We start from the raw sequence: 17,193 nt of genomic DNA, 5'->3' as shown, positions 1-17,193 counted from the left end.
CGCGCGCCGATGAGTTCCGGGCGGCGGGGGAGTCACCCCCTCGTGAAGATCACCCGGATCGCCCTGCCCGGACCCGCCCCCACGGCCCCGGACGCGGGCCGGCTGTGCGCGCGCCTGGCCCTGCTCTACGAGGCGGGGGCCACCGAGGTGGTCTGCGACGCCTCGGACGTCACCGCGCCGGGGCTCGGCGCCGTGGAGGTCCTGGCCCGGCTCCGGCTGGCCGCCCGGGGCCGGGGCGCCTTCACCGTGACCGGGGCGGGCCCCGCGCTACGCGCCCTGCTGGACCTCGTAGGACTCGTCGAGCTGCTCGGGGAGCCCGAACAGCGGGAACCACCGGTCGGTGTCGAGGAAGGCGTTGAGCCCGGTGATCTTCCCACCTGAGATCTCCAGCACCTGGAGCGCCCACGGGGTCCAGCCCGGCCGGCCGTCCTCGCGCGGCCGGTACTGCGCGAAGGCGGGCAGACCGTTCGCCGTGGTGGGCAGCAGCCGGGAGCCCTTGCAGCCGATGCCCTGGTGGAGGTGCCAGGCGGCGATGTCCGCGTGGCCCTGGAGCCACAGGTCGAACGGCGGCATCGACAGGACCGCGTCCTCGTGCAGCAGGGCGGTGAGCCGCGTGATGTCGTAGGCCTCGAAGGCGGACAGGTACCGCTCCAGCAGCTTCGCCTGCTCGGCGTCGAGCGGGTCCGCCGCGTCGCTGTCGCGCAGCCCGGCGCCGGCGAGCGTCGCCCGCGCCCGCTGGAGCGCGCTGTTGACCGAGGCCACGGTGGTCTCCAGGAGCCCCGCCACCTCGTCCGCCTTCCAGGCCAGCACCTCCCGCAGGATCAGCACCGCGCGCTGCTTGGGCGGCAGGTGCTGGAGCGCCGCCACGAAGGCCAGCCGGACGGACTCCTTGGCCAGGGCCGCCTCCGCCGGGTCGGCGGTCTGCGGCAGCACCCGCCCGTCCGGCACCGGCTCCAGCCAGGTCACCTCGGGCCGCTCGTTCAGCACGGCGGAGGACTGGTGCTGCGGGGCGCTCAGGTCCATCGGGCGGGCCCGCTTGTTCCCCGCGTTCAGCAGGTCCAGGCAGACGTTGGTGGCGATCCGGTACAGCCAGGAGCGCAGCGAGGAGCGCCCTTCGAACTTGGCGTGGGCCCGCCAGGCGCGGACGTACGTGTCCTGCACCGCGTCCTCCGCGTCGAAGGCCGAACCGAGCATCCGGTAGCAGTAGCCGGTCAGCTCCACGCGGTAGCGCTCCATCGCGGAGTCCAGCTCCGGTGAGGTCGTCGCCAGGTCGCTCATGTCATGCCCCCAGGTAGTCCGTCTCCTCCGGAAACTACCCGAGGGGTCCGACAACGGCAGCCGCTGGCGCGGGACCGTCAGGTGCCGGGCTTGCGCCCGTACACGAACACGTCCTCGCCGTTGCCCAGCAGACTCCAGTAGGCCTTGGCGTCGGCCGTCGTCATGTTGACGCACCCGCCCGAACCCGGCGGGTTCCACATGCTCTTGGTGACCGAGTGGAAGGCGATGCCGCCGTCGAAGAACTGCGCGTACGGCATCGAGACGTCGTAGATCGTCGACCAGTGGTCGATGCTGCGGTAGTAGATCTTCTTCAGTCCGGTCCGCGTCGGGGTCTCGGCCTTGCCGGTGCGCACCGGCACCGGTCCGTACTTTAGGGCCGCGCCGTCCTGGATCCAGCTGAGCTGGCGGGTCAGGTCCACGCAGGCGATCCGCCCCAGGTTGGTGGGGCAGGTCCCGTTCGCGTTCGGGTTCTTGCCCGCCGCCCGCTGCGCGAGCATCGTGCTCATGGTCTGCCAGGTCAGCGGACCGGCGTACCCCGCGGTGGGGGTGATCCCGTGGGTGGCCTGGAAGGCCTGGATGGCGCCGCAGTCGGCGGCCGACTGCACCCCGTCCACGGGCCGTCCCAGGAACTGCTCGACCTGCCGCTGGTACGGCCCCGTCGTCACGTTGCAGGCGGCGGCTCCGGCGGCCTGCGCCGCCGTGCCCCCCGTGGCCAGCGTCGCCGCGGTCAGGGCCAGCGCCCCGCCGATCACCGCCGCAGCACGCCGCCGCGCGCGCACGCGTATCCCCGCCATCCGGTCCTCCCCTGACCCGCCCCGGCGCCCGGGGGCCCGGTGCCCCGCGGACGCGGCGGGCCGCTCCGCGAGCGTAGGGGCTGCGGCCGCATCCGTCAGGGGGTCCGGCAGAGTGAACGGGAGCGGACCGGCCGCGTACGGGAGCGGACCGGCCGCGTACGGGGTGCGGACCGGCCGCGTACCGGGAGCGGCGCGCCGGGTCAGCGGGCGGTCGCGGCCCGGTGCGGGAGCTGCCGCGCGCGTTCCGCCCGGGCCGCGTGGGACCCGTAGAGGGTGATCGAGGCGACGCCCACCACCGCCAGCAGCGCGATGCCGACCGTGGCCGCCCACCCCGAGGCGTGGTACGCCAGCGCGCCGAGGGTGCCGCCCGCGCTGGAGCCGAGGTAGTACGCGGACTGGTACAGCGCGGAGGCCTGCGCCCGGCCCGACTTCGCCGTCCGGCTCACCGCCGCCGACGCCACCGCGTGCCCCGCGAAGAAGCCCGCCGTGATCAGCACCAGCCCCGCGAGGATCGCCGCCAGGGAGTCCGCCAGCGACAGCAGCAGGCCCAGCGCGGTCGTGGTCACCGCCAGGTACAGCGCCCCGCGCCGGCCCGTACGGGCCACCAGCCGCCCGGCGGCGGCCGAGGAGACCGTACCCACCAGGTAGACCAGGAAGACGGACCCGATCACGCCCTGCCCCAGCGAGAAGGGCTCGTCGACCAGCCGGTAGCCGATGACCGTGTACACGGCCCCGAAGACGGTCATGAACAGCGCGCCGATCCCGTACAGCCGCAGCAGCAGCGGATCGCGCAGGTGCCCGGCGACCGTACGTCCCACCGCGCGCGGGTTCAGCGACGCCGGACGGAAGAACCGCGCCCGGGGCAGCAGCACCAGGAAGGCCACCGCGCAGGCCAGGGCCATCAGCCCCACCGTCAGCAGCCCGGCCCGCCAGCCCCACAGCTGCGCGGCCCAGCCGGTCACGATGCGGCCGCTCATGCCGCCGATGGAATTGCCCGCCACGAACAGCCCGATCGCCCCGACCAGGGCCCTGGGCCGGACCTCCTCCGCCAGGTACGCCATCGCGGAGGCGGGGATGCCGGCGATCGCCGCCCCCTGCACCGCGCGCAGCACCACCAGCCACTCCAGACTCGGCGCGAACGGCACGAGCAGGCCGACGCAGACGGCGATCACCATCGACCAGGACATCATCCGGGTCCGGCCGAACCGCTCGGACAGGGCGCTCAGCGGCAGGACGGACAGCGCGAGCGCGCCGGTGGCCGCGGACACCGTCCAGCTGGCCTGACCCGCCGTCACGCCGAAACCGGCGGAGACCGCGGGCAGCAGGGCCTGGGTGGAGTAGAGGAGGGCGAAGGTCGCCAGTCCGGCGGCGAAGAGCGCGAGGCTCATCCGGCGGTAGCCGGGGCGGCCGGGGGAGAGGGCTTCGGGCCCGGGGGACGACGCGGTGGAGGCACCCGGGATGACGGGTGCCCCGGTATGAGCGGGAGGCATACGTCGAAGGTAGGTCCCTGTTTTTCATGCGTCCAATGCACGAATTCGGCATAATCGATCCACTCGCGCATCACCACAGCTCAGGGGCGTACATGTCAACGAACCGTTACGAAGAAGACATGGCCGTGACACGCCTGCTGGCCCCGCGCCTCGCCTACTTCGCCGCCGTCGCCCGGCACGAGCACGTCACCCGCGCCGCCCACGAACTGGGCGTACCGCAGTCCACCCTGTCCCGTGCGATGGTCCGCCTCGAACAGGACCTGGGCGTCACGCTGTTCGCCCGCAAGGGCCGCACCGTCTCCCTCACCACGGCCGGCCGCACCTTCCTGGCCTCCGCCGAACCCGCCCTGGACGGCATCGCCCGCGCGGCCGAGTCCGTCCAGCAGGACGCCGACCCCTCCTTCGGCAAGGTCGCCTTCGGCTTCCTGCACACCCTGGGCCCCGAGACCGTGCCCGGGCTGATCCGCGCCTTCCGGGCCGACCACCCGCGCGTACGGTTCTCCCTCGTCCAGAACTACGGCGAGGCCATGCTGGCGAAGCTCCGGGCCGGCGCGCTCGACCTGTGCCTGACCTCGCCCCTGCCCGACGCCCCCGACCTGGTCACCCGCCGCCTCGACGAACAGCGGCTGCGCCTGGTCGTCCCCGACGACCACCGGCTCGCCGTGCGCAAGCGGATCCGGCTCGCCGAGGCCGCCGAGGAAACCTTCGTCACCCTGGAGGCGGGGTACGGCCTGCGGCGCATCACCGACGACCTGTGCGCGGAGGCGGGGTTCACGCCGAAGGTCGCCTTCGAGGGCGAGGAGGCCGAGACCCTGCGCGGCCTGGTCGCGGCGGGCCTGGGGGTGGCTCTCCTGCCGCCGCCCGCCGTACCCCGGCCGGGGGTGGTGGAGCTGACGGTGACCGCCCCCCGGGCGGTCCGCCAGATCGGGGTGGCCTGGCTGGACGGCCACCCCGACACCCCGCCGGTGGCCGAGTTCAAGCGCTTCCTGCTCTCGCGCAGGGGCCGCCTGATCCCGGACCTGGAGACGCCCGTGGAACCGGCCCCCTAGGAGGAGTCCGACGGAAGGGCGGTGGTGGAGGCGGTGGTGGAGGCGGCGGCAGTGGCGGCGCCGGTGGCGCCGGCGGCGGTGGAGGCGAGCAAGTACCCGGCCTGGAAGCGGGACTTGGCCCCGACCGCCCGCATGACCTCCGCGATGTGCCGCTGGCACGTCCGCTCGGACATCCCCAGCCGCCGGGCGATCACCTTGTCCTCCAGCCCCTCCGACAGCAGCCGCACGATCGTCTGCCGCAGCTCGTCCGAGATCGACCGGGCCGCCTCCGGACTCACCGTCGTCGGGAACGGCTGCGCCCCCAGCCACGACCGCTCGAACGCCGCCGTCATGAAGTGCACGACGCTCGGCTCCCGCACCACCAGCGCCGCCCCCGTCCGGTCCGGCACCGCCATCAGCCCCGTCCGCTGGTCGAAGATCAGCATCCGCATCAGCCCGTCGCCCAGGGTCCGCACCTGCGCCCCGAGCGCCGTCACCCGCTCGACGTACGCCGCCGTGGGCCGCGAGTAGCGCGCGGTGTGCTGGTAGATCGTCCGCATCCGGACCCCGCGCGCCAGCAGCGACTCGTCCCGCCCGACCGCCTCCTCCAGCGTCTCCTGCGGCCGGCCGCCGCCCGGCTGCGAGGTCAGCAGCTCCCGCTCGCAGCCCGCCACCAGCTCCGCGATCAGCCCGCGCACCGCCCCCAGGTCCGTGACCAGCTCCAGCCGGCCCGCCCCGCCCTGGTCCCGGTGCGCCGTCCCCGTCTCGTACGCGGGCACCAGCGCCTCCAGCCGCCCGCGCAGCCGGTCCATCTCGTCGTGGGTCTCCCGTACGAGCAGCGCGAGCGGGGCCAGCGCCCGGGCCGCCGCCGCGCGGGGCGCCACCGCGCTCCAGCGTTCCGGGCCGGGGCCGGGGGCCCGCTGGAGCAGATGGGCGGCGGCCAGCTCGGTGACCGCCGCGGCCGCGCGGGCGCCGAGCGCCGCGGTGGCCTCGGCCGCGGTGAAGGCGTGCCGCTCGACCGCGTACGCGTACAGCCGCCGTGCGGCGGGACTCAGGTCACCGTCGTACGCGCGCTCGCCCTCGACTCCCTCTGCTGGCATATGCCTATTGGTCCCTGTGTGTGCCCATTCGTAAACCCCTCGTGTTCCCGCAAGGCGGCAACTCGACGCCTGAACGGCGGCTTCCGGCATATGCCGAACCGGCAGAGTGGGCGCACGGCGTGACGGGGGGAGCGCGGTATGCCGATCGGGACGACGACCAGCCCACGGCAGCGCCCCGTGGCGTTCCTGCTCAGCCCGGGCCCCGCCGAGGTCGCCGCCGCCCGCCGTGCGGGTGCGCGCGCCGTGGTGGTCGCGCCGGGTCCATCGGTGCCATCCGACCGTGAGGGGGCGGAGCGGCGGGTACGGACGGACTGGCGCGACCACCGCCGCCTGGTCGGGGCCCTCGGCCGGCTGGCGGAGGTCCGCCCCGGCCGGGCCTGCGTCTTCGGCTTCGGCCCCGACGCGGCCCTCGCGGCCGCCCGCGCCAACGAGGCCCTGGGCCTGCCCGGCACCCCGGCGGACGCCGTGACCGCCCTCATGGACAAGGCCGCCCTGCGGGCCCGCTCCAACGCCCTGCACGCCGCCCGGCCGGTCTCCTTCGTCCGCTGCGGCCGGGCCGCCCTGCTCCCCTTCCTCACGGCCCTCATCGGCTACCCCTGCGTCGTCAAGCCCCGCGCGGGCTCCGGCGGCGAGGGGGTGCGCGCGGTCCGGGACGCGGCCGAGGCGGAGGCCGCCGTCCACGACTACCCCGAGGTGACGGACCTGCTGGTGGAGGAGTACCTGGAGGGCCCCCGACTCGGCGTCGCCGCCCTCTCCCGCCAGGGCCACCACCGCGTCCTCGGCTGGACCCACCACCACCCGGCCCCGCACCCGGCCCCGCCCCCGGGGGTGCGCGTCGCGGCCGGGATCCGGCCCGGGGCCGGCGTCGCCCCCGGGGCCGGTCCGCGTTCGGGTGCGGCGGCGGCCGCGGTGCGGCGGGGGCCCGGGTACCAGGTGCCCGTCGCGCTCGACGCCGGGACCGCCGAGGCCGTACGGGCCCTCGTACGGGGAGTGCTCGATCTGGCCGGGCACCGCGACGGTCCCTCGCACGCCGAGGTCGTCCTCACCCCGTACGGGCCCCGCCTGGCCGAGGCGCACGCCCGGCCCGGGGCCGAGGAGTGCGCCGAACTGCTGCGCCTCACCCACGGCACCGACGTGCTCGGTACGGCCGTCGCCGCCGCCCTCGGCCTGCCCGAGCCCGTCCGCAGGTTGCCCGTCGCCGCCCACGCGGGCCTGCGCTACGTCGACTTCCCGCCCGGCTGCCGCCTCGACGGCCTCACCGGCGCCCTCGCCGCCGCCCGCGCCGTCCCCGGCGTCGTCCGCGTCCCCCTCGCCGTCCCGGCGGACGCCACCGTCCACCATGCCCCCTCCGGGTCCCTGCACCACGCGTACGTCCTGGCCACCGGACCGACCCGGCACGCCCTCGCCCGCAGCCTGGACCGCGCGACCGCCCTGCTGCGCGTTCCCGCCCCGGACCCGGCCCCCCACACACCGAATCCACGCGGGATTCACATCCCCCGGCCACGCTCGGGGCATGGCGATGACTAGACGCGATCTGCTGGCGAGCGGCGCCGCCGCCGCAGCCACCCCGCACCTCCCCGCCGACACCCCGGCCGCCGCCCCCGCCGGCACCCCGGCCCCCCGGACCACGACCCTGCGCGGCACCCTCCCGCCCGGCGCACCGGACTTCGTCGAGATACCCCTGGACGTCCCGCCGGGCGTCAGCGAGTTACGCGTCTCCTACACCTACGACAAGCCCCCCGTACCGCCCGGCACCCCCGGCAACGCCCTCGACATCGGCATCTTCGACCCGCACGGCACCGCCCTCGGCGGCCGCGGCTTCCGCGGCTGGTCCGGCGGCGCCCGCGCCGCGTTCTTCCTGCGCACCGACGAGGCCACCCCCGGCTACCTCCCCGGCCCGCTCACCCCGGGCCGCTGGCACCTGCTGCTCGGCCCCTACTCCGTGGCCCCGCAGGGCCTCGCCTACGAGATCACCGCCGCCTTCTCCTTCGGCCCGGCCGCCCCCGAAGCCCCCCGCCGCTACCCGCCCCAGCGGGCCCGGGGCCGCGGCCGCTCCTGGTACCGGGGCGACTGCCACATCCACTCCGTGCACTCCGACGGCCGCCGCACCCCGGCCGAGATAGCCGTCCTCGCCCGCGCCGCCGGGCTGGACTTCATCAACTCCTCCGAGCACAACACCCACTCCGCGCACACCGCCTGGGCCGGCGTCGTCCCCCCGGAGCTCCTCGTCCTCACCGGCGAGGAGATCACCACCCGCACCGGCCACGTCCTGGCCGTCGGCACCGACCCCGGCACCTTCGTCGACTGGCGCTACCGTGCCCGCGACGACCGCTTCGGCCGCTTCGCCCGCGCCGTCCGGGGCGCCGGCGGCCTCGTCGTCCCCGCCCACCCGCACGCCACCTGCGTCGGATGCGCCTGGAAGTTCGGCTTCGGCGAGGCCGACGCGGTGGAGGTCTGGAACGGGCCCTGGACCCCGGACGACGAGGTCGCGCTGGCGTCCTGGGACGCCACCCTGCGCGGCGGCGCCCGCGGCGAGCGCCGGCTCCCGGCCGTGGCGGGCAGCGACTACCACCGCGATCCCGACCGGGTCGGCTCCCCGCAGACGGTGGTCCTGGCCGACGACCTGACCCGCGGCGCGGTCCTGGCGGGCCTGCGCGCCGGCCGCTGCTACGCCGCCGAGTCCGACCGCGTCACGGTCGCCTTCGACGCGGTGACCCCGTACGGCGCCCACGCGGGCATCGGCGAACGCCTGCGCGCCGAAGGCCCGGACGCGGACGTACGGGTGCGCCTGTCGGCGACGGGCGCCGGAGTCGAGGGCTGCGAGCTGCGCCTGGTGACCGACCAAGGCGTGGTCCTCACCGTCCCGGCCGCCGCCGCGACGGCCCCCGCCCCGCTGGAGTGGCACACCACCCCCGCGCGCTCCGCCTACGTCCGCGCCGAGGTCCGCCATCCGCCGACGGCCCCGCCCCTGCCGGGCGCCCCGGCGGCCCTCACCAACCCGGTCTTCCTCGAAGCCCCCTGACCGGCCCGGCCCCGCCACCCGCCCGAGGGCGACGGGAGGGCCTCACCCCCGCAGGGACCGGCCGAATCCCGAGGCCAGCGGCATCCGCAGCCCCAGCGGCGGCGGCGCCGCCAGCGCGTCCGTGACGGGCCGCGAGTACCGGCCGGACAGCATCGCGCCGAGGACGAAGTCCACGGCGAGCGCGACGACTTCCGCCTGGTGCTCGCGCAGCCCATGACCGTCGGAGTGCACCTCGAACCGGCAGGTGGAACGGTTCGCCTTCTTGGCCCGGGCCGCCAGCAGGAAGGAGGCCTCCGGGTCGCTGCGCGCGTCGTTGGTGCCGTGCACGATCAGCACCTGCCGCCCGGCGAGCTGTTTCACCGGTTCAGGGGAGGCGCCGTGCGCGGCGTCCCCTAAACAAGGTGCCATCGCCAGCACGGAGTTGACGGCCCCGTGGCCAGCCGCCCGCAGCGCCGTCCCGCCCCCGGCGCCGTGCCCGGCCAGGCAGACCGGGACGTCGCCGTAGAGCCGCACCGCCTCGTCGGCCGCCCACCGCGCGGCTTCCTCGCGGGAACCCGCCCCGTAGGTGACGGCGTGCGCCACCAGGCCGTCCTGCCGGCCCGCCCGGGCCAGCGCCCGCGCGAGCGGACGTACCGGACCGGGGGAGAATCTGGACGCCCCGGGAAGCAGGAGGACCACGCCACTGACCGTCGAGACCGAGCCGTTCGCGCCGGCCGCCCGCCCCAGGCGGGCCCCGCGCGCCGGCGGCGCATGCTGTGCCATGGCGGAACAGTCTCAGACTGACAGGTGTACGCCACCCGTCCGTACGGTCTCTGTTACATATCGACCCCGGCCGCCGTCCGGCGCTCTACGCGCGTAGGAGCTAGAGTGCCCAGATGACGAGCGAGACCTCCAACCTGCCCACGCCGGATCAGATCCGCCGCTCCCCGAAGGTGCTCCTGCACGACCACCTCGACGGTGGTCTGCGCCCCGGGACCATCATCGAGCTGGCGCGCGAGGCCGGCTACGAGAACCTTCCCGAGACCGATGCCGACAAGCTGGGCATCTGGTTCCGCGAAGCCGCCGACTCCGGCTCCCTCCCGCGCTACCTGGAGACGTTCGCGCACACCTGCGCGGTCATGCAGACGAAGGCGGCCCTCTTCCGGGTCGCCGCCGAGTGCGCCGAGGACCTGGCCGAGGACGGCGTCGTCTACGCCGAGATCCGCTACGCCCCCGAGCAGCACCTGGAAGCCGGCCTGACCCTCGAAGAGGTCGTCGAGGCCGTCAACGACGGCTTCCGCGAGGGCGAGCGCCGCGCCAAGGCCAACGGCCACCGCATCCGCGTCGGCGCACTGCTGACCGCGATGCGCCACGCGGCCCGCGCGCTGGAGATCGCCGAGCTGGCGAACCGCTACCGCGACAACGGCGTGGTCGGCTTCGACATCGCCGGCGCCGAGGCCGGGTTCCCTCCCACCCGCCACCTCGACGCCTTCGAGTACCTCAAGCGCGAGAACAACCACTTCACCATCCACGCGGGCGAGGCCTTCGGCCTGCCGTCGATCTGGCAGGCCCTGCAGTGGTGCGGCGCCGACCGGCTCGGCCACGGCGTGAAGATCATCGACGACATCGAGGTCGCCGCCGACGGTTCGGTGAAGCTGGGCCGCCTGGCCTCGTACGTCCGGGACAAGCGCATCCCCCTGGAGATGTGCCCGACCTCGAACCTGCAGACCGCCGCCGCCGCCTCGTACGCCGAGCACCCCATCGGCCTGCTGCGCAAGCTGCACTTCCGCCTGACGGTCAACACCGACAACCGGCTGATGAGCGGCACCAGCATGAGCCGCGAGTTCGAGCACCTGGTCGACACCTTCGGCTACTCGCTCGATGACATGCAGTGGTTCACCGTCAATGCGATGAAGTCCGCGTTCATTCCTTTCGATGAACGGCTGGCGATGATCAATGAAGTGATCAAGCCCGGTTATGCGGAGCTGAAGTCGGAATGGCTGTTCCAGCAGACCGCTTCGACCAGCGGTTCTGTCTCCGTCTGAGACGCGCGGCCGTACACGGAAAGCGCCCGGGGGCCTCGGCTCCCGGGCGCTTTCTCATATTGAAGGATGTTTGCGGGCGGGCGTTTGAAGTGGCTAGGTTGCGGAGCCGCCCAATTCCCCTTCGCAAGGAAAATCCTTCATGAAGCTGTCAGCTGCCAAGTCCCTCGGTCTCGCCGTCGTCGGAGCCGCCCTCGCCGCGGGCGCGGCCGGTACCGCTTCCGCCGCCGGTCTCCCGGCCGCCAACCTGACGGACGCCCTCGGCTCCGTCACCGGGGCCACCAGCTCGCTCACGAACCAGACCGGGCAGGGCCACGACGGCCAGCAGTCCTCCGACCCGACCGCCCCGGTCACCGGCCTGCTCGGCGGTCTGGCCCCCGCCACCGGCGCGCTGAACGGCCTCGGCGGCTGACGCACGCCCCGAGGATTCGCACGTCCGCACGCGCGGCGCACACCCCTTCGAGGCGGTGTGCGCCGCGTCGCGCGGTGTGCCACGATCACGACCAACTGCCCGCCGACGCACTGGGTATGAGGTTCGGTCATGCGCATCAAGGCACGGTTCACGGTCCCCGCGACCACCCTCGCGCTGCTTCCCGCCCTGCTCCTCGGAGCGGTCGGATGCAGCAGTTCGACGAGCGGTTCGGGGGACGCGCCGACGGCCGGGAAGTCCCCGGACCCCAAGGGGTCCGCCGCCGCCCCCGCCCCGGGCGCCCCGGGCAGTCCCGCCGTCTCCGCCGCGCCCAAGGCCAAGGACGCCACCCTGGAGGCGGCCGCCCTCGCGCCGGGCGAACTGCCCGGCTACCAGATCTCCGCGCAGGGCAAGAACCCGAACGCGCCCGACGGCCAGCCGCAGGCCGACAAGAAGGCCTGCCAGCCGCTCGCCGACATCATGGGCGACAAGCCCGACCCGGCCGCGGTGGAGACCGTCAACCGGGGCATCGGCTCGCAGAAGCAGATCGGTCTCGCCGTCTCCGCCTCCGTCAGCTCCTACTCCGAGGGCGACGCCAAGCGGGTCCTGTCCCGGCTGCGCGACGCGGTCGCCGCCTGTGGCGCGGGGTTCACCGCCACCGTCCAGAAGCAGACCGGCAGTTACCGGGACGTGAAGGCGGTCCCGTACAAGACCGGGGGCGACGAGAGCGTCAGCTGGACCACGACCGCCGCCGCCGCGGGCGTGTCGGCGCAGGTCCACCTGGTCGTCGTCCGCCAGGGGGACCGGGTGGTGCGGCTGATGGCCCTCAACGTGGCGGCGGCCGAAAAGAAGGCGCTGGTTCCGCAAGAGGTCGCGGACAAGCAGCTGGAGAAGGTCAAGAGCGCGGGCTGAGCGCCGCTCCGGGCCCGCTCGGGCCGCGCCGGAGCGGGGTCACCAGGCGGTCTGCCCCGAGCCGGCCGCCGCCTTCTCGTTCGGCAGCAGCAGCCACAGCGCCAGGTAGATGAGGAACTGCGGGCCGGGCAGCAGGCACGAGAGCACGAAGATGACGCGCATCGTCCTCGCCTTGATTCCGAAACGCCGCGCGAGCCCGGCGCAGACGCCGCCGATCATCCGTCCGTCGCGGGGCCGGGTCAGCGCGCTCATGGTGTTCTCCTTCGTAGGTGTTCGCGCGTCCCTGGATGTTTTCCGCGAGGGCGTTCCGCGAATGCGTTCCGCGCGATGCCTCAATACTCGCGCGGTACCGCCGAAAGGACCTCGGTCCAGCGGCCGAGGCCGACCCTGGTAATTCTCGGGGTGGACCCCTGAGGCTCCCGCGAGCGCCGCACCCGGGCGCGCAGGGCCGGCACGACGGCGAGGTGGACGAGGACCACCCCGAGCGTGTTCAGCAGCAGCGAATCCACGTCCACGACCTGGCCCGGGACCGCCGTCTGGAGCATTTCGATGCTCAGGGAGATCAGCACGGCCGCGGCCGCCGTACGGGCCAGCGAGGCCCAGGCGGCCAGCGGCGTGAGCGCCAGCCGGCCCCCGGCCAGCGGCAGCAGCGCCCCCAGCGGGGCCAGCAGCGCCAGCCCGTCGCCGATCCGGTGGGCGGCCTCCAGCGGCCCGTACGAGAGGTCCGCGCGGATCCCCTCCAGCAGGTCCAGGTTGGCGGCCGCCGCCCAGGGGACGTCGAGCGGGCGCAGGGTGAGCCATCCGACGAGGACCAGATGAGCGGCCAGCAGGGCCCCGCTCAGGAGGCGGAGCCGGAGCGGGAGCTGTGTGGCGGTGGCGGCGCTGCCGCTGCCCTCATGACGGTGCACACCTGCGAGGACGCGCCCCCCGGCGGCGCCGGTTCCGCTCACCCCATCCGAGTGACCCACGTCGCTGATCGCCGGGCGCGGGATCAGCCCGTGATGAGCAGGACGGCCAGGGCGACCGCGCCCAGCACGGCGGGCACGATGACCTCGTAGGCCCACTTCACGGTGACGGAGCCCTGGGCGCCGGGCCGCGCGGCCCCGCGCTCGGCGAGCTCCCGCAGCTCGTCCACGGCCTGGTCGGCGGCGGCCCGGGGCGTCCCGGCGGCGTCCGCGGGACCGGTGTCCGCGCCCAGGCCCTTGCCGCTCAGCGCGTCCCGGCGGCTGAGCTTGCGGCCCGCCTTCTTCCGGTCGCGCAGCGACACCGGCACCGACCAGAGCTGGTACTTCGACCCCTCGGCCAGCACCTCCGCCGAATATCCGGCGCGCACCGCGTCCACCGAGGCCCACGGCAGCGTGATCACCCGGAAGGGATTGCGCACCCGCATCCGGTCGTCGTTGGCGAAGACGGCCGGCCGCAGCGTGAAGGCGACGGTCAGCGGCACCGCGAACAGCGCGACGGCCAGCCCGGCCCAGCGCGCCGTGCCCCCACCGCGGACGACGGCGTCCCCGCACAGCCAGCCGATCAGGGCCAGCAGCAGCACCCCGGTGACGACGGCCATGGGGGAGCGGTAGACGCGGTCGGCGTAGACCGGCTCGTGCGGGGAGGGCGTAGTCATGCCGCCGATTGTGCCGTACGCCGCCCGGACCCTCCCGGCCGCGGCCGGACCGGCGCACCGATGGCGGATGTCACGCTCTTATGGGCACGAGGGGGGTGACAGGTCGCTACGCGCGTAGATATGCTCATGTGGTGACCATGCCCACCACCCTCACCGCATTCGCTGACGTGACGACGTCCGACAGCGCGCTGCGCCGCTTCCTGCACGGGCTGCCCGGCGTAGACGCAGTCGGCCTGGAGGCCCGCGCGGCCTCCCTCGGCACCCGCTCGATCAAGACGACGGCCAAGGCGTTCGCCATCGACCTGGCCATCTCGATGATCGACCTGACGACGCTCGAGGGTGCGGACACCCCGGGCAAGGTCCGGGCGCTCTCCACCAAGGCCGTCCACCCCGACCCCACCGACCGCGGCACTCCGATGACCGCCGCCGTCTGCGTGTACCCCGACATGGTGGCCACCGCCAAGGCCGCGCTGAACGGAGCCGACGTCAAAGTCGCCTCCGTCGCCACCGCCTTCCCGGCCGGCCGGGCCGCCCTGCCCGTCAAGCTCGCCGACACGGCCGACGCCGTCGCCGCCGGCGCCGACGAGATCGACATGGTCATCGACCGTGGCGCCTTCCTCGCCGGCCGCTACCTGGAGACGTACGAGCTGATCAAGGCCGTCAAGGAGGCCTGCGTCCGCCCCGACGGCAGCGCCGCCCGCCTCAAGGTCATCTTCGAGACCGGCGAACTGTCGACGTACGACAACATCCGCCGCGCCTCCTGGATCGGCATGATCGCGGGCGCCGACTTCATCAAGACCTCCACCGGCAAGGTCGGCGTCAACGCCACCCCCGCGAACACGCTGCTGATGCTCGAAGCCGTCCGCGACTTCAAGGAACAGACCGGCATCCAGATCGGCGTGAAGCCGGCCGGCGGGATCCGTACGACCAAGGACGCGCTGAAGTTCCTCGTCCTGGTCAACGAGACGGCGGGCGCGGACTGGCTGACCAGCCACTGGTTCCGGTTCGGCGCCTCCAGCCTGCTGAACGACCTGCTCATGCAGCGCCAGAAGCTGAGCACCGGGCGTTACTCCGGTCCCGACTACGTGACGGTGGACTGATCACCATGGCTTCCCTTTTCGAATACGCACCGGCTCCCGAGTCCCGCTCGGTCGTCGACATCGCCCCGTCCTACGGGCTCTTCATCGACGGAGAGTTCACCGACGCCGCCGACGGCAAGGTCTTCAAGACGCTCTCCCCGTCCTCCGAGGAGGTCCTCTCCGAGGTCGCCCAGGCCGGCGCCGCCGATGTCGACCGCGCCGTGAAGGCCGCCCGCAAGGCCTTCGAGAAGTGGTCCGCGCTGCCCGGTTCCGAGCGCGCCAAGTACCTCTTCCGCATCGCCCGGATCATCCAGGAGCGCAGCCGCGAACTGGCCGTCCTGGAAACCCTGGACAACGGCAAGCCGATCAGGGAGACCCGCGACGCGGACCTCCCGCTCGTCGCCGCGCACTTCTTCTACTACGCGGGCTGGGCCGACAAGCTCGACCACGCGGGCTACGGCGCGAACCCCCGCCCGCTCGGCGTGGCCGGCCAGGTCATCCCCTGGAACTTCCCGCTCCTGATGCTCGCGTGGAAGATCGCCCCGGCGCTCGCCACCGGCAACACCGTCGTCCTGAAGCCCGCCGAGACCACGCCCCTGTCGGCGCTGTTCTTCGCGGACATCTGCCGCCAGGCCGGTCTGCCCAAGGGCGTCGTCAACATCCTCCCCGGCTACGGGGACGCGGGCGCGGCCCTCGTCGAGCACCCGGACGTCAACAAGGTCGCCTTCACCGGCTCGACCGCGGTCGGCAAGGCCATCGCCCGCCAGATCGCCGGCACCGACAAGAAGGTCACCCTGGAGCTGGGCGGCAAGGGCGCCAACATCGTCTTCGACGACGCCCCCCTCGACCAGGCCGTCGAGGGCATCGTCAACGGCATCTTCTTCAACCAGGGCCAGGTCTGCTGCGCCGGCTCGCGCCTGCTGGTCCAGGAGTCGATCCACGACGAGCTGCTGGACTCCCTCAAGCGCCGCCTCTCCACGCTGCGCCTGGGCGACCCGCTCGACAAGAACACCGACATCGGCGCGATCAACTCCGCCGAGCAGCTCTCCCGGATCACCGCGCTCGCGGAGACCGGCGAGGCCGAGGGCGCCGAGCGCTGGTCCCCGGCCTGCGAGCTGCCGTCCGCCGGCTACTGGTTCGCCCCGACGCTCTTCACGAACGTCACCCAGGCGCACACCGTCGCCCGCGACGAGATCTTCGGCCCCGTGCTGTCGGTGCTGACCTTCCGCACCCCGGACGAGGCCGTCGCCAAGGCCAACAACACCCAGTACGGGCTGTCCGCCGGGATCTGGACGGAGAAGGGCTCGCGCATCCTCGCGGTCGCGAACAAGCTCCGCGCGGGTGTGGTCTGGGCCAACACGTTCAACAAGTTCGACCCGACCTCGCCCTTCGGCGGCTACAAGGAGTCGGGCTTCGGCCGCGAGGGCGGCCGCCACGGCCTGGAGGGCTACCTCGATGTCTGAGTCTTCGTCGGCGACGCGTCTGAGCGTCTTCAAGACCTACAAGCTGTACGTCGGGGGGAAGTTCCCCCGCTCCGAGAGCGGCCGGGTGTACGAGGTGACCGCGAAATCATCGTCGGGCAAGGGCAAGTGGCTGGCCAACGCCCCGCTGTCCTCCCGCAAGGACGGCCGTGACGCGGTCGTCGCCGCCCGCAAGGCCTTCGGCGGCTGGTCCGGCGCGACCGCCTACAACCGCGGCCAGATCCTCTACCGCGTCGCAGAGATGCTGGAGGGCCGCCGCGAGCAGTTCGTCCGCGAGGTCGGCGAGGCCGAGGGCCTGTCCAAGTCCAAGGCCGCGGCCGTCGTCGACGCCGCCATCGACCGCTGGGTCTGGTACGCGGGCTGGACCGACAAGATCGCCCAGCTCGTGGGCGGGGCCAACCCCGTCGCGGGCCCGTTCTTCAACCTCTCCACCCCCGAGCCCACCGGCGTCGTCACCGTCATCGCCCCCCAGGACTCGTCCTTCCTGGGCCTGGTCTCGGTGATCGCCCCGGTCATCGCGACGGGCAACACCGTCGTCGTGATCGCCTCGGAGCGGTCCCCGCTGCCCGCCCTCTCCCTGGGCGAGGTGCTGGCCACCTCCGACCTGCCGGGCGGCGTCGTCAACATCCTGTCCGGCAAGGCCGCCGAGATCGGCCCGCACCTGGCGTCCCACCAGGACGTCAACGCGATCGACCTGGCCGGCGCCGACGCGGCCCTGGCCAAGGAGCTGGAGATCGCGGCGGCCGACAACCTCAAGCGCGTCCTGCGTCCACAGCCTGTGGACGACTGGAGCGCCGACCCGGGCACGCACCGCATGACGGCGTTCCTGGAGACCAAGACGGTCTGGCACCCGACGGGTTCCCTCGGCGCGGGCGGCTCCTCCTACTAGGAGCGCCCCCACGAGACCGGCCCCGGCAGCGTCCCCCGCGCCGCCGGGGCCTTCCCGTACCCGCTCCGC

At 73.9% G+C, this 17,193-nt stretch carries 18 protein-coding genes; 10 read left to right on the top strand and 8 right to left on the bottom strand.

Features of this window, described 5'->3' with window-relative positions:
• The first annotated feature begins 42 nt into the window (after positions 1 to 42).
• On the top strand, positions 43 to 381 hold the full coding sequence (locus tag ACFYYT_RS10535) for an STAS domain-containing protein (protein WP_351825476.1): 339 nt from the start codon (positions 43 to 45) through the stop codon (positions 379 to 381).
• Here ACFYYT_RS10535 and ACFYYT_RS10530 read toward each other — a convergent pair.
• From ACFYYT_RS10530 to ACFYYT_RS10520, 3 genes are all read right to left on the bottom strand, one after another.
• Positions 268 to 1,278: a sigma-70 family RNA polymerase sigma factor gene (locus tag ACFYYT_RS10530; RefSeq protein ID WP_351825478.1), complete on the bottom strand. Its 1,011-nt coding sequence runs from the start codon at positions 1,276 to 1,278 to the stop codon at positions 268 to 270. The two genes, ACFYYT_RS10535 and ACFYYT_RS10530, sit on opposite strands and share 114 nt — an antisense overlap.
• Positions 1,279 to 1,355: 77 nt before the next feature.
• Positions 1,356 to 2,072 (bottom strand): L,D-transpeptidase, encoded by a 717-nt coding sequence (locus ACFYYT_RS10525; protein WP_351825480.1) that lies wholly within the window; start codon positions 2,070 to 2,072, stop codon positions 1,356 to 1,358.
• 200 nt (positions 2,073 to 2,272) lie between these two features.
• The gene (locus ACFYYT_RS10520) at positions 2,273 to 3,562 is read right to left on the bottom strand and encodes an MFS transporter (RefSeq protein ID WP_351825482.1); all 1,290 of its coding nucleotides are present in this window, start codon (positions 3,560 to 3,562) and stop codon (positions 2,273 to 2,275) included.
• Positions 3,563 to 3,681: 119 nt separating this feature from the next.
• On the opposite strand from ACFYYT_RS10520, the gene ACFYYT_RS10515 reads away from it, so the two are divergent.
• Positions 3,682 to 4,611, top strand: coding sequence for a LysR family transcriptional regulator (locus tag ACFYYT_RS10515; RefSeq protein ID WP_351825484.1), 930 nt, complete (start codon positions 3,682 to 3,684; stop codon positions 4,609 to 4,611).
• On the opposite strand, the gene ACFYYT_RS10510 is transcribed toward ACFYYT_RS10515, so the two are convergent.
• Positions 4,608 to 5,690 (bottom strand): helix-turn-helix transcriptional regulator, encoded by a 1,083-nt coding sequence (locus ACFYYT_RS10510; protein ID WP_351825486.1) that lies wholly within the window; start codon positions 5,688 to 5,690, stop codon positions 4,608 to 4,610. The genes ACFYYT_RS10515 and ACFYYT_RS10510 overlap by 4 nt on opposite strands.
• A gap of 267 nt (positions 5,691 to 5,957) precedes the next feature.
• Here ACFYYT_RS10510 and ACFYYT_RS10505 point away from each other — a divergent pair, with 267 nt between their 5' ends.
• Both ACFYYT_RS10505 and ACFYYT_RS10500 read left to right on the top strand, forming a co-directional pair.
• Positions 5,958 to 7,217, top strand: coding sequence for an ATP-grasp domain-containing protein (locus ACFYYT_RS10505; RefSeq protein WP_351825488.1), 1,260 nt, complete (start codon positions 5,958 to 5,960; stop codon positions 7,215 to 7,217).
• Positions 7,204 to 8,712, top strand: a complete 1,509-nt coding sequence (locus tag ACFYYT_RS10500) for a CehA/McbA family metallohydrolase (RefSeq protein WP_351825490.1) — start codon at positions 7,204 to 7,206, stop codon at positions 8,710 to 8,712. Before ACFYYT_RS10505 ends, ACFYYT_RS10500 begins: the two co-directional genes overlap by 14 nt.
• Before the next feature lie 42 nt (positions 8,713 to 8,754).
• Here the strand turns inward: ACFYYT_RS10500 and ACFYYT_RS10495 are convergent, their stop codons facing one another.
• On the bottom strand, positions 8,755 to 9,474 hold the full coding sequence (locus ACFYYT_RS10495) for an alpha/beta hydrolase (RefSeq protein ID WP_351825492.1): 720 nt from the start codon (positions 9,472 to 9,474) through the stop codon (positions 8,755 to 8,757).
• A gap of 113 nt (positions 9,475 to 9,587) precedes the next feature.
• Here ACFYYT_RS10495 and ACFYYT_RS10490 point away from each other — a divergent pair, with 113 nt between their 5' ends.
• From ACFYYT_RS10490 to ACFYYT_RS10480, 3 genes are all read left to right on the top strand, one after another.
• Positions 9,588 to 10,736 carry an adenosine deaminase gene (locus ACFYYT_RS10490; RefSeq protein WP_351825494.1) on the top strand — a complete coding sequence of 383 codons (1,149 nt, stop codon included), beginning with the start codon at positions 9,588 to 9,590 and terminating at the stop codon, positions 10,734 to 10,736.
• A gap of 139 nt (positions 10,737 to 10,875) precedes the next feature.
• Positions 10,876 to 11,145 carry a hypothetical protein gene (locus ACFYYT_RS10485; protein WP_351825496.1) on the top strand — a complete coding sequence of 90 codons (270 nt, stop codon included), beginning with the start codon at positions 10,876 to 10,878 and terminating at the stop codon, positions 11,143 to 11,145.
• A 129-nt stretch (positions 11,146 to 11,274) separates the two neighbouring features.
• Entirely contained in the window at positions 11,275 to 12,054 is a 780-nt protein-coding gene (locus ACFYYT_RS10480; protein WP_351825498.1) for a hypothetical protein, read from the top strand.
• Between the two features lie 39 nt (positions 12,055 to 12,093).
• Here ACFYYT_RS10480 and ACFYYT_RS10475 read toward each other — a convergent pair whose 3' ends face one another.
• The 3 genes from ACFYYT_RS10475 to ACFYYT_RS10465 all read right to left on the bottom strand — a co-directional run bounded on the left by ACFYYT_RS10475 (position 12,094) and on the right by ACFYYT_RS10465 (position 13,675).
• Complete coding sequence (locus tag ACFYYT_RS10475) at positions 12,094 to 12,306, bottom strand: PspC domain-containing protein (RefSeq protein ID WP_351825500.1); 213 nt, start codon at positions 12,304 to 12,306, stop codon at positions 12,094 to 12,096.
• 80 nt (positions 12,307 to 12,386) lie between these two features.
• Positions 12,387 to 12,962: a VanZ family protein gene (locus tag ACFYYT_RS10470; protein WP_388607431.1), complete on the bottom strand. Its 576-nt coding sequence runs from the start codon at positions 12,960 to 12,962 to the stop codon at positions 12,387 to 12,389.
• A gap of 83 nt (positions 12,963 to 13,045) precedes the next feature.
• Entirely contained in the window at positions 13,046 to 13,675 is a 630-nt protein-coding gene (locus ACFYYT_RS10465) for a PH domain-containing protein (protein WP_351825502.1), read from the bottom strand.
• 137 nt (positions 13,676 to 13,812) lie between these two features.
• Here ACFYYT_RS10465 and deoC point away from each other — a divergent pair, with 137 nt between their 5' ends.
• From deoC to ACFYYT_RS10450, 3 genes are read left to right on the top strand one after another with little or no spacing between them, the layout of a single operon-like run.
• Complete coding sequence (gene deoC / locus ACFYYT_RS10460) at positions 13,813 to 14,775, top strand: deoxyribose-phosphate aldolase (protein WP_351825530.1); 963 nt, start codon at positions 13,813 to 13,815, stop codon at positions 14,773 to 14,775.
• Between the two features lie 5 nt (positions 14,776 to 14,780).
• Positions 14,781 to 16,217 (top strand): aldehyde dehydrogenase family protein, encoded by a 1,437-nt coding sequence (locus ACFYYT_RS10455; RefSeq protein ID WP_351825504.1) that lies wholly within the window; start codon positions 14,781 to 14,783, stop codon positions 16,215 to 16,217.
• Positions 16,210 to 17,124 carry an aldehyde dehydrogenase family protein gene (locus tag ACFYYT_RS10450; protein ID WP_351825506.1) on the top strand — a complete coding sequence of 305 codons (915 nt, stop codon included), beginning with the start codon at positions 16,210 to 16,212 and terminating at the stop codon, positions 17,122 to 17,124. The genes ACFYYT_RS10455 and ACFYYT_RS10450 overlap by 8 nt, the downstream gene beginning before the upstream one ends.
• Positions 17,125 to 17,193: the final 69 nt, after the last annotated feature.

Origin of the sequence: Streptomyces sp. NPDC002032 (genome assembly GCF_042890765.1) — a bacterium.
Taxonomy (GTDB): Bacteria; Actinomycetota; Actinomycetes; order Streptomycetales; family Streptomycetaceae; genus Streptomyces.
Note: the sequence above shows the minus strand (reverse complement) of the source record. Positions and strands in the feature narration are given on the sequence as shown.

What these genes read in the sequence shown, in the direction of transcription:
- ACFYYT_RS10530 (WP_351825478.1), bottom strand. Translation starts at nt 1,278, where the DNA reads ATGAGCGACCTGGCGACGACCTCACCGGAGCTGGACTCCGCGATGGAG.
- ACFYYT_RS10485 (WP_351825496.1), top strand. Translation starts at nt 10,876, where the DNA reads ATGAAGCTGTCAGCTGCCAAGTCCCTCGGTCTCGCCGTCGTCGGAGCC.
- ACFYYT_RS10520 (WP_351825482.1), bottom strand. Translation starts at nt 3,562, where the DNA reads ATGCCTCCCGCTCATACCGGGGCACCCGTCATCCCGGGTGCCTCCACC.
- ACFYYT_RS10465 (WP_351825502.1), bottom strand. Translation starts at nt 13,675, where the DNA reads ATGACTACGCCCTCCCCGCACGAGCCGGTCTACGCCGACCGCGTCTAC.
- ACFYYT_RS10500 (WP_351825490.1), top strand. Translation starts at nt 7,204, where the DNA reads ATGGCGATGACTAGACGCGATCTGCTGGCGAGCGGCGCCGCCGCCGCA.
- ACFYYT_RS10455 (WP_351825504.1), top strand. Translation starts at nt 14,781, where the DNA reads ATGGCTTCCCTTTTCGAATACGCACCGGCTCCCGAGTCCCGCTCGGTC.
- ACFYYT_RS10495 (WP_351825492.1), bottom strand. Translation starts at nt 9,474, where the DNA reads ATGGCACAGCATGCGCCGCCGGCGCGCGGGGCCCGCCTGGGGCGGGCG.
- deoC (WP_351825530.1), top strand. Translation starts at nt 13,813, where the DNA reads ATGCCCACCACCCTCACCGCATTCGCTGACGTGACGACGTCCGACAGC.
- ACFYYT_RS10475 (WP_351825500.1), bottom strand. Translation starts at nt 12,306, where the DNA reads ATGAGCGCGCTGACCCGGCCCCGCGACGGACGGATGATCGGCGGCGTC.
- ACFYYT_RS10515 (WP_351825484.1), top strand. Translation starts at nt 3,682, where the DNA reads ATGGCCGTGACACGCCTGCTGGCCCCGCGCCTCGCCTACTTCGCCGCC.
- ACFYYT_RS10490 (WP_351825494.1), top strand. Translation starts at nt 9,588, where the DNA reads ATGACGAGCGAGACCTCCAACCTGCCCACGCCGGATCAGATCCGCCGC.
- ACFYYT_RS10510 (WP_351825486.1), bottom strand. Translation starts at nt 5,690, where the DNA reads ATGCCAGCAGAGGGAGTCGAGGGCGAGCGCGCGTACGACGGTGACCTG.
- ACFYYT_RS10525 (WP_351825480.1), bottom strand. Translation starts at nt 2,072, where the DNA reads ATGGCGGGGATACGCGTGCGCGCGCGGCGGCGTGCTGCGGCGGTGATC.
- ACFYYT_RS10480 (WP_351825498.1), top strand. Translation starts at nt 11,275, where the DNA reads ATGCGCATCAAGGCACGGTTCACGGTCCCCGCGACCACCCTCGCGCTG.
- ACFYYT_RS10450 (WP_351825506.1), top strand. Translation starts at nt 16,210, where the DNA reads ATGTCTGAGTCTTCGTCGGCGACGCGTCTGAGCGTCTTCAAGACCTAC.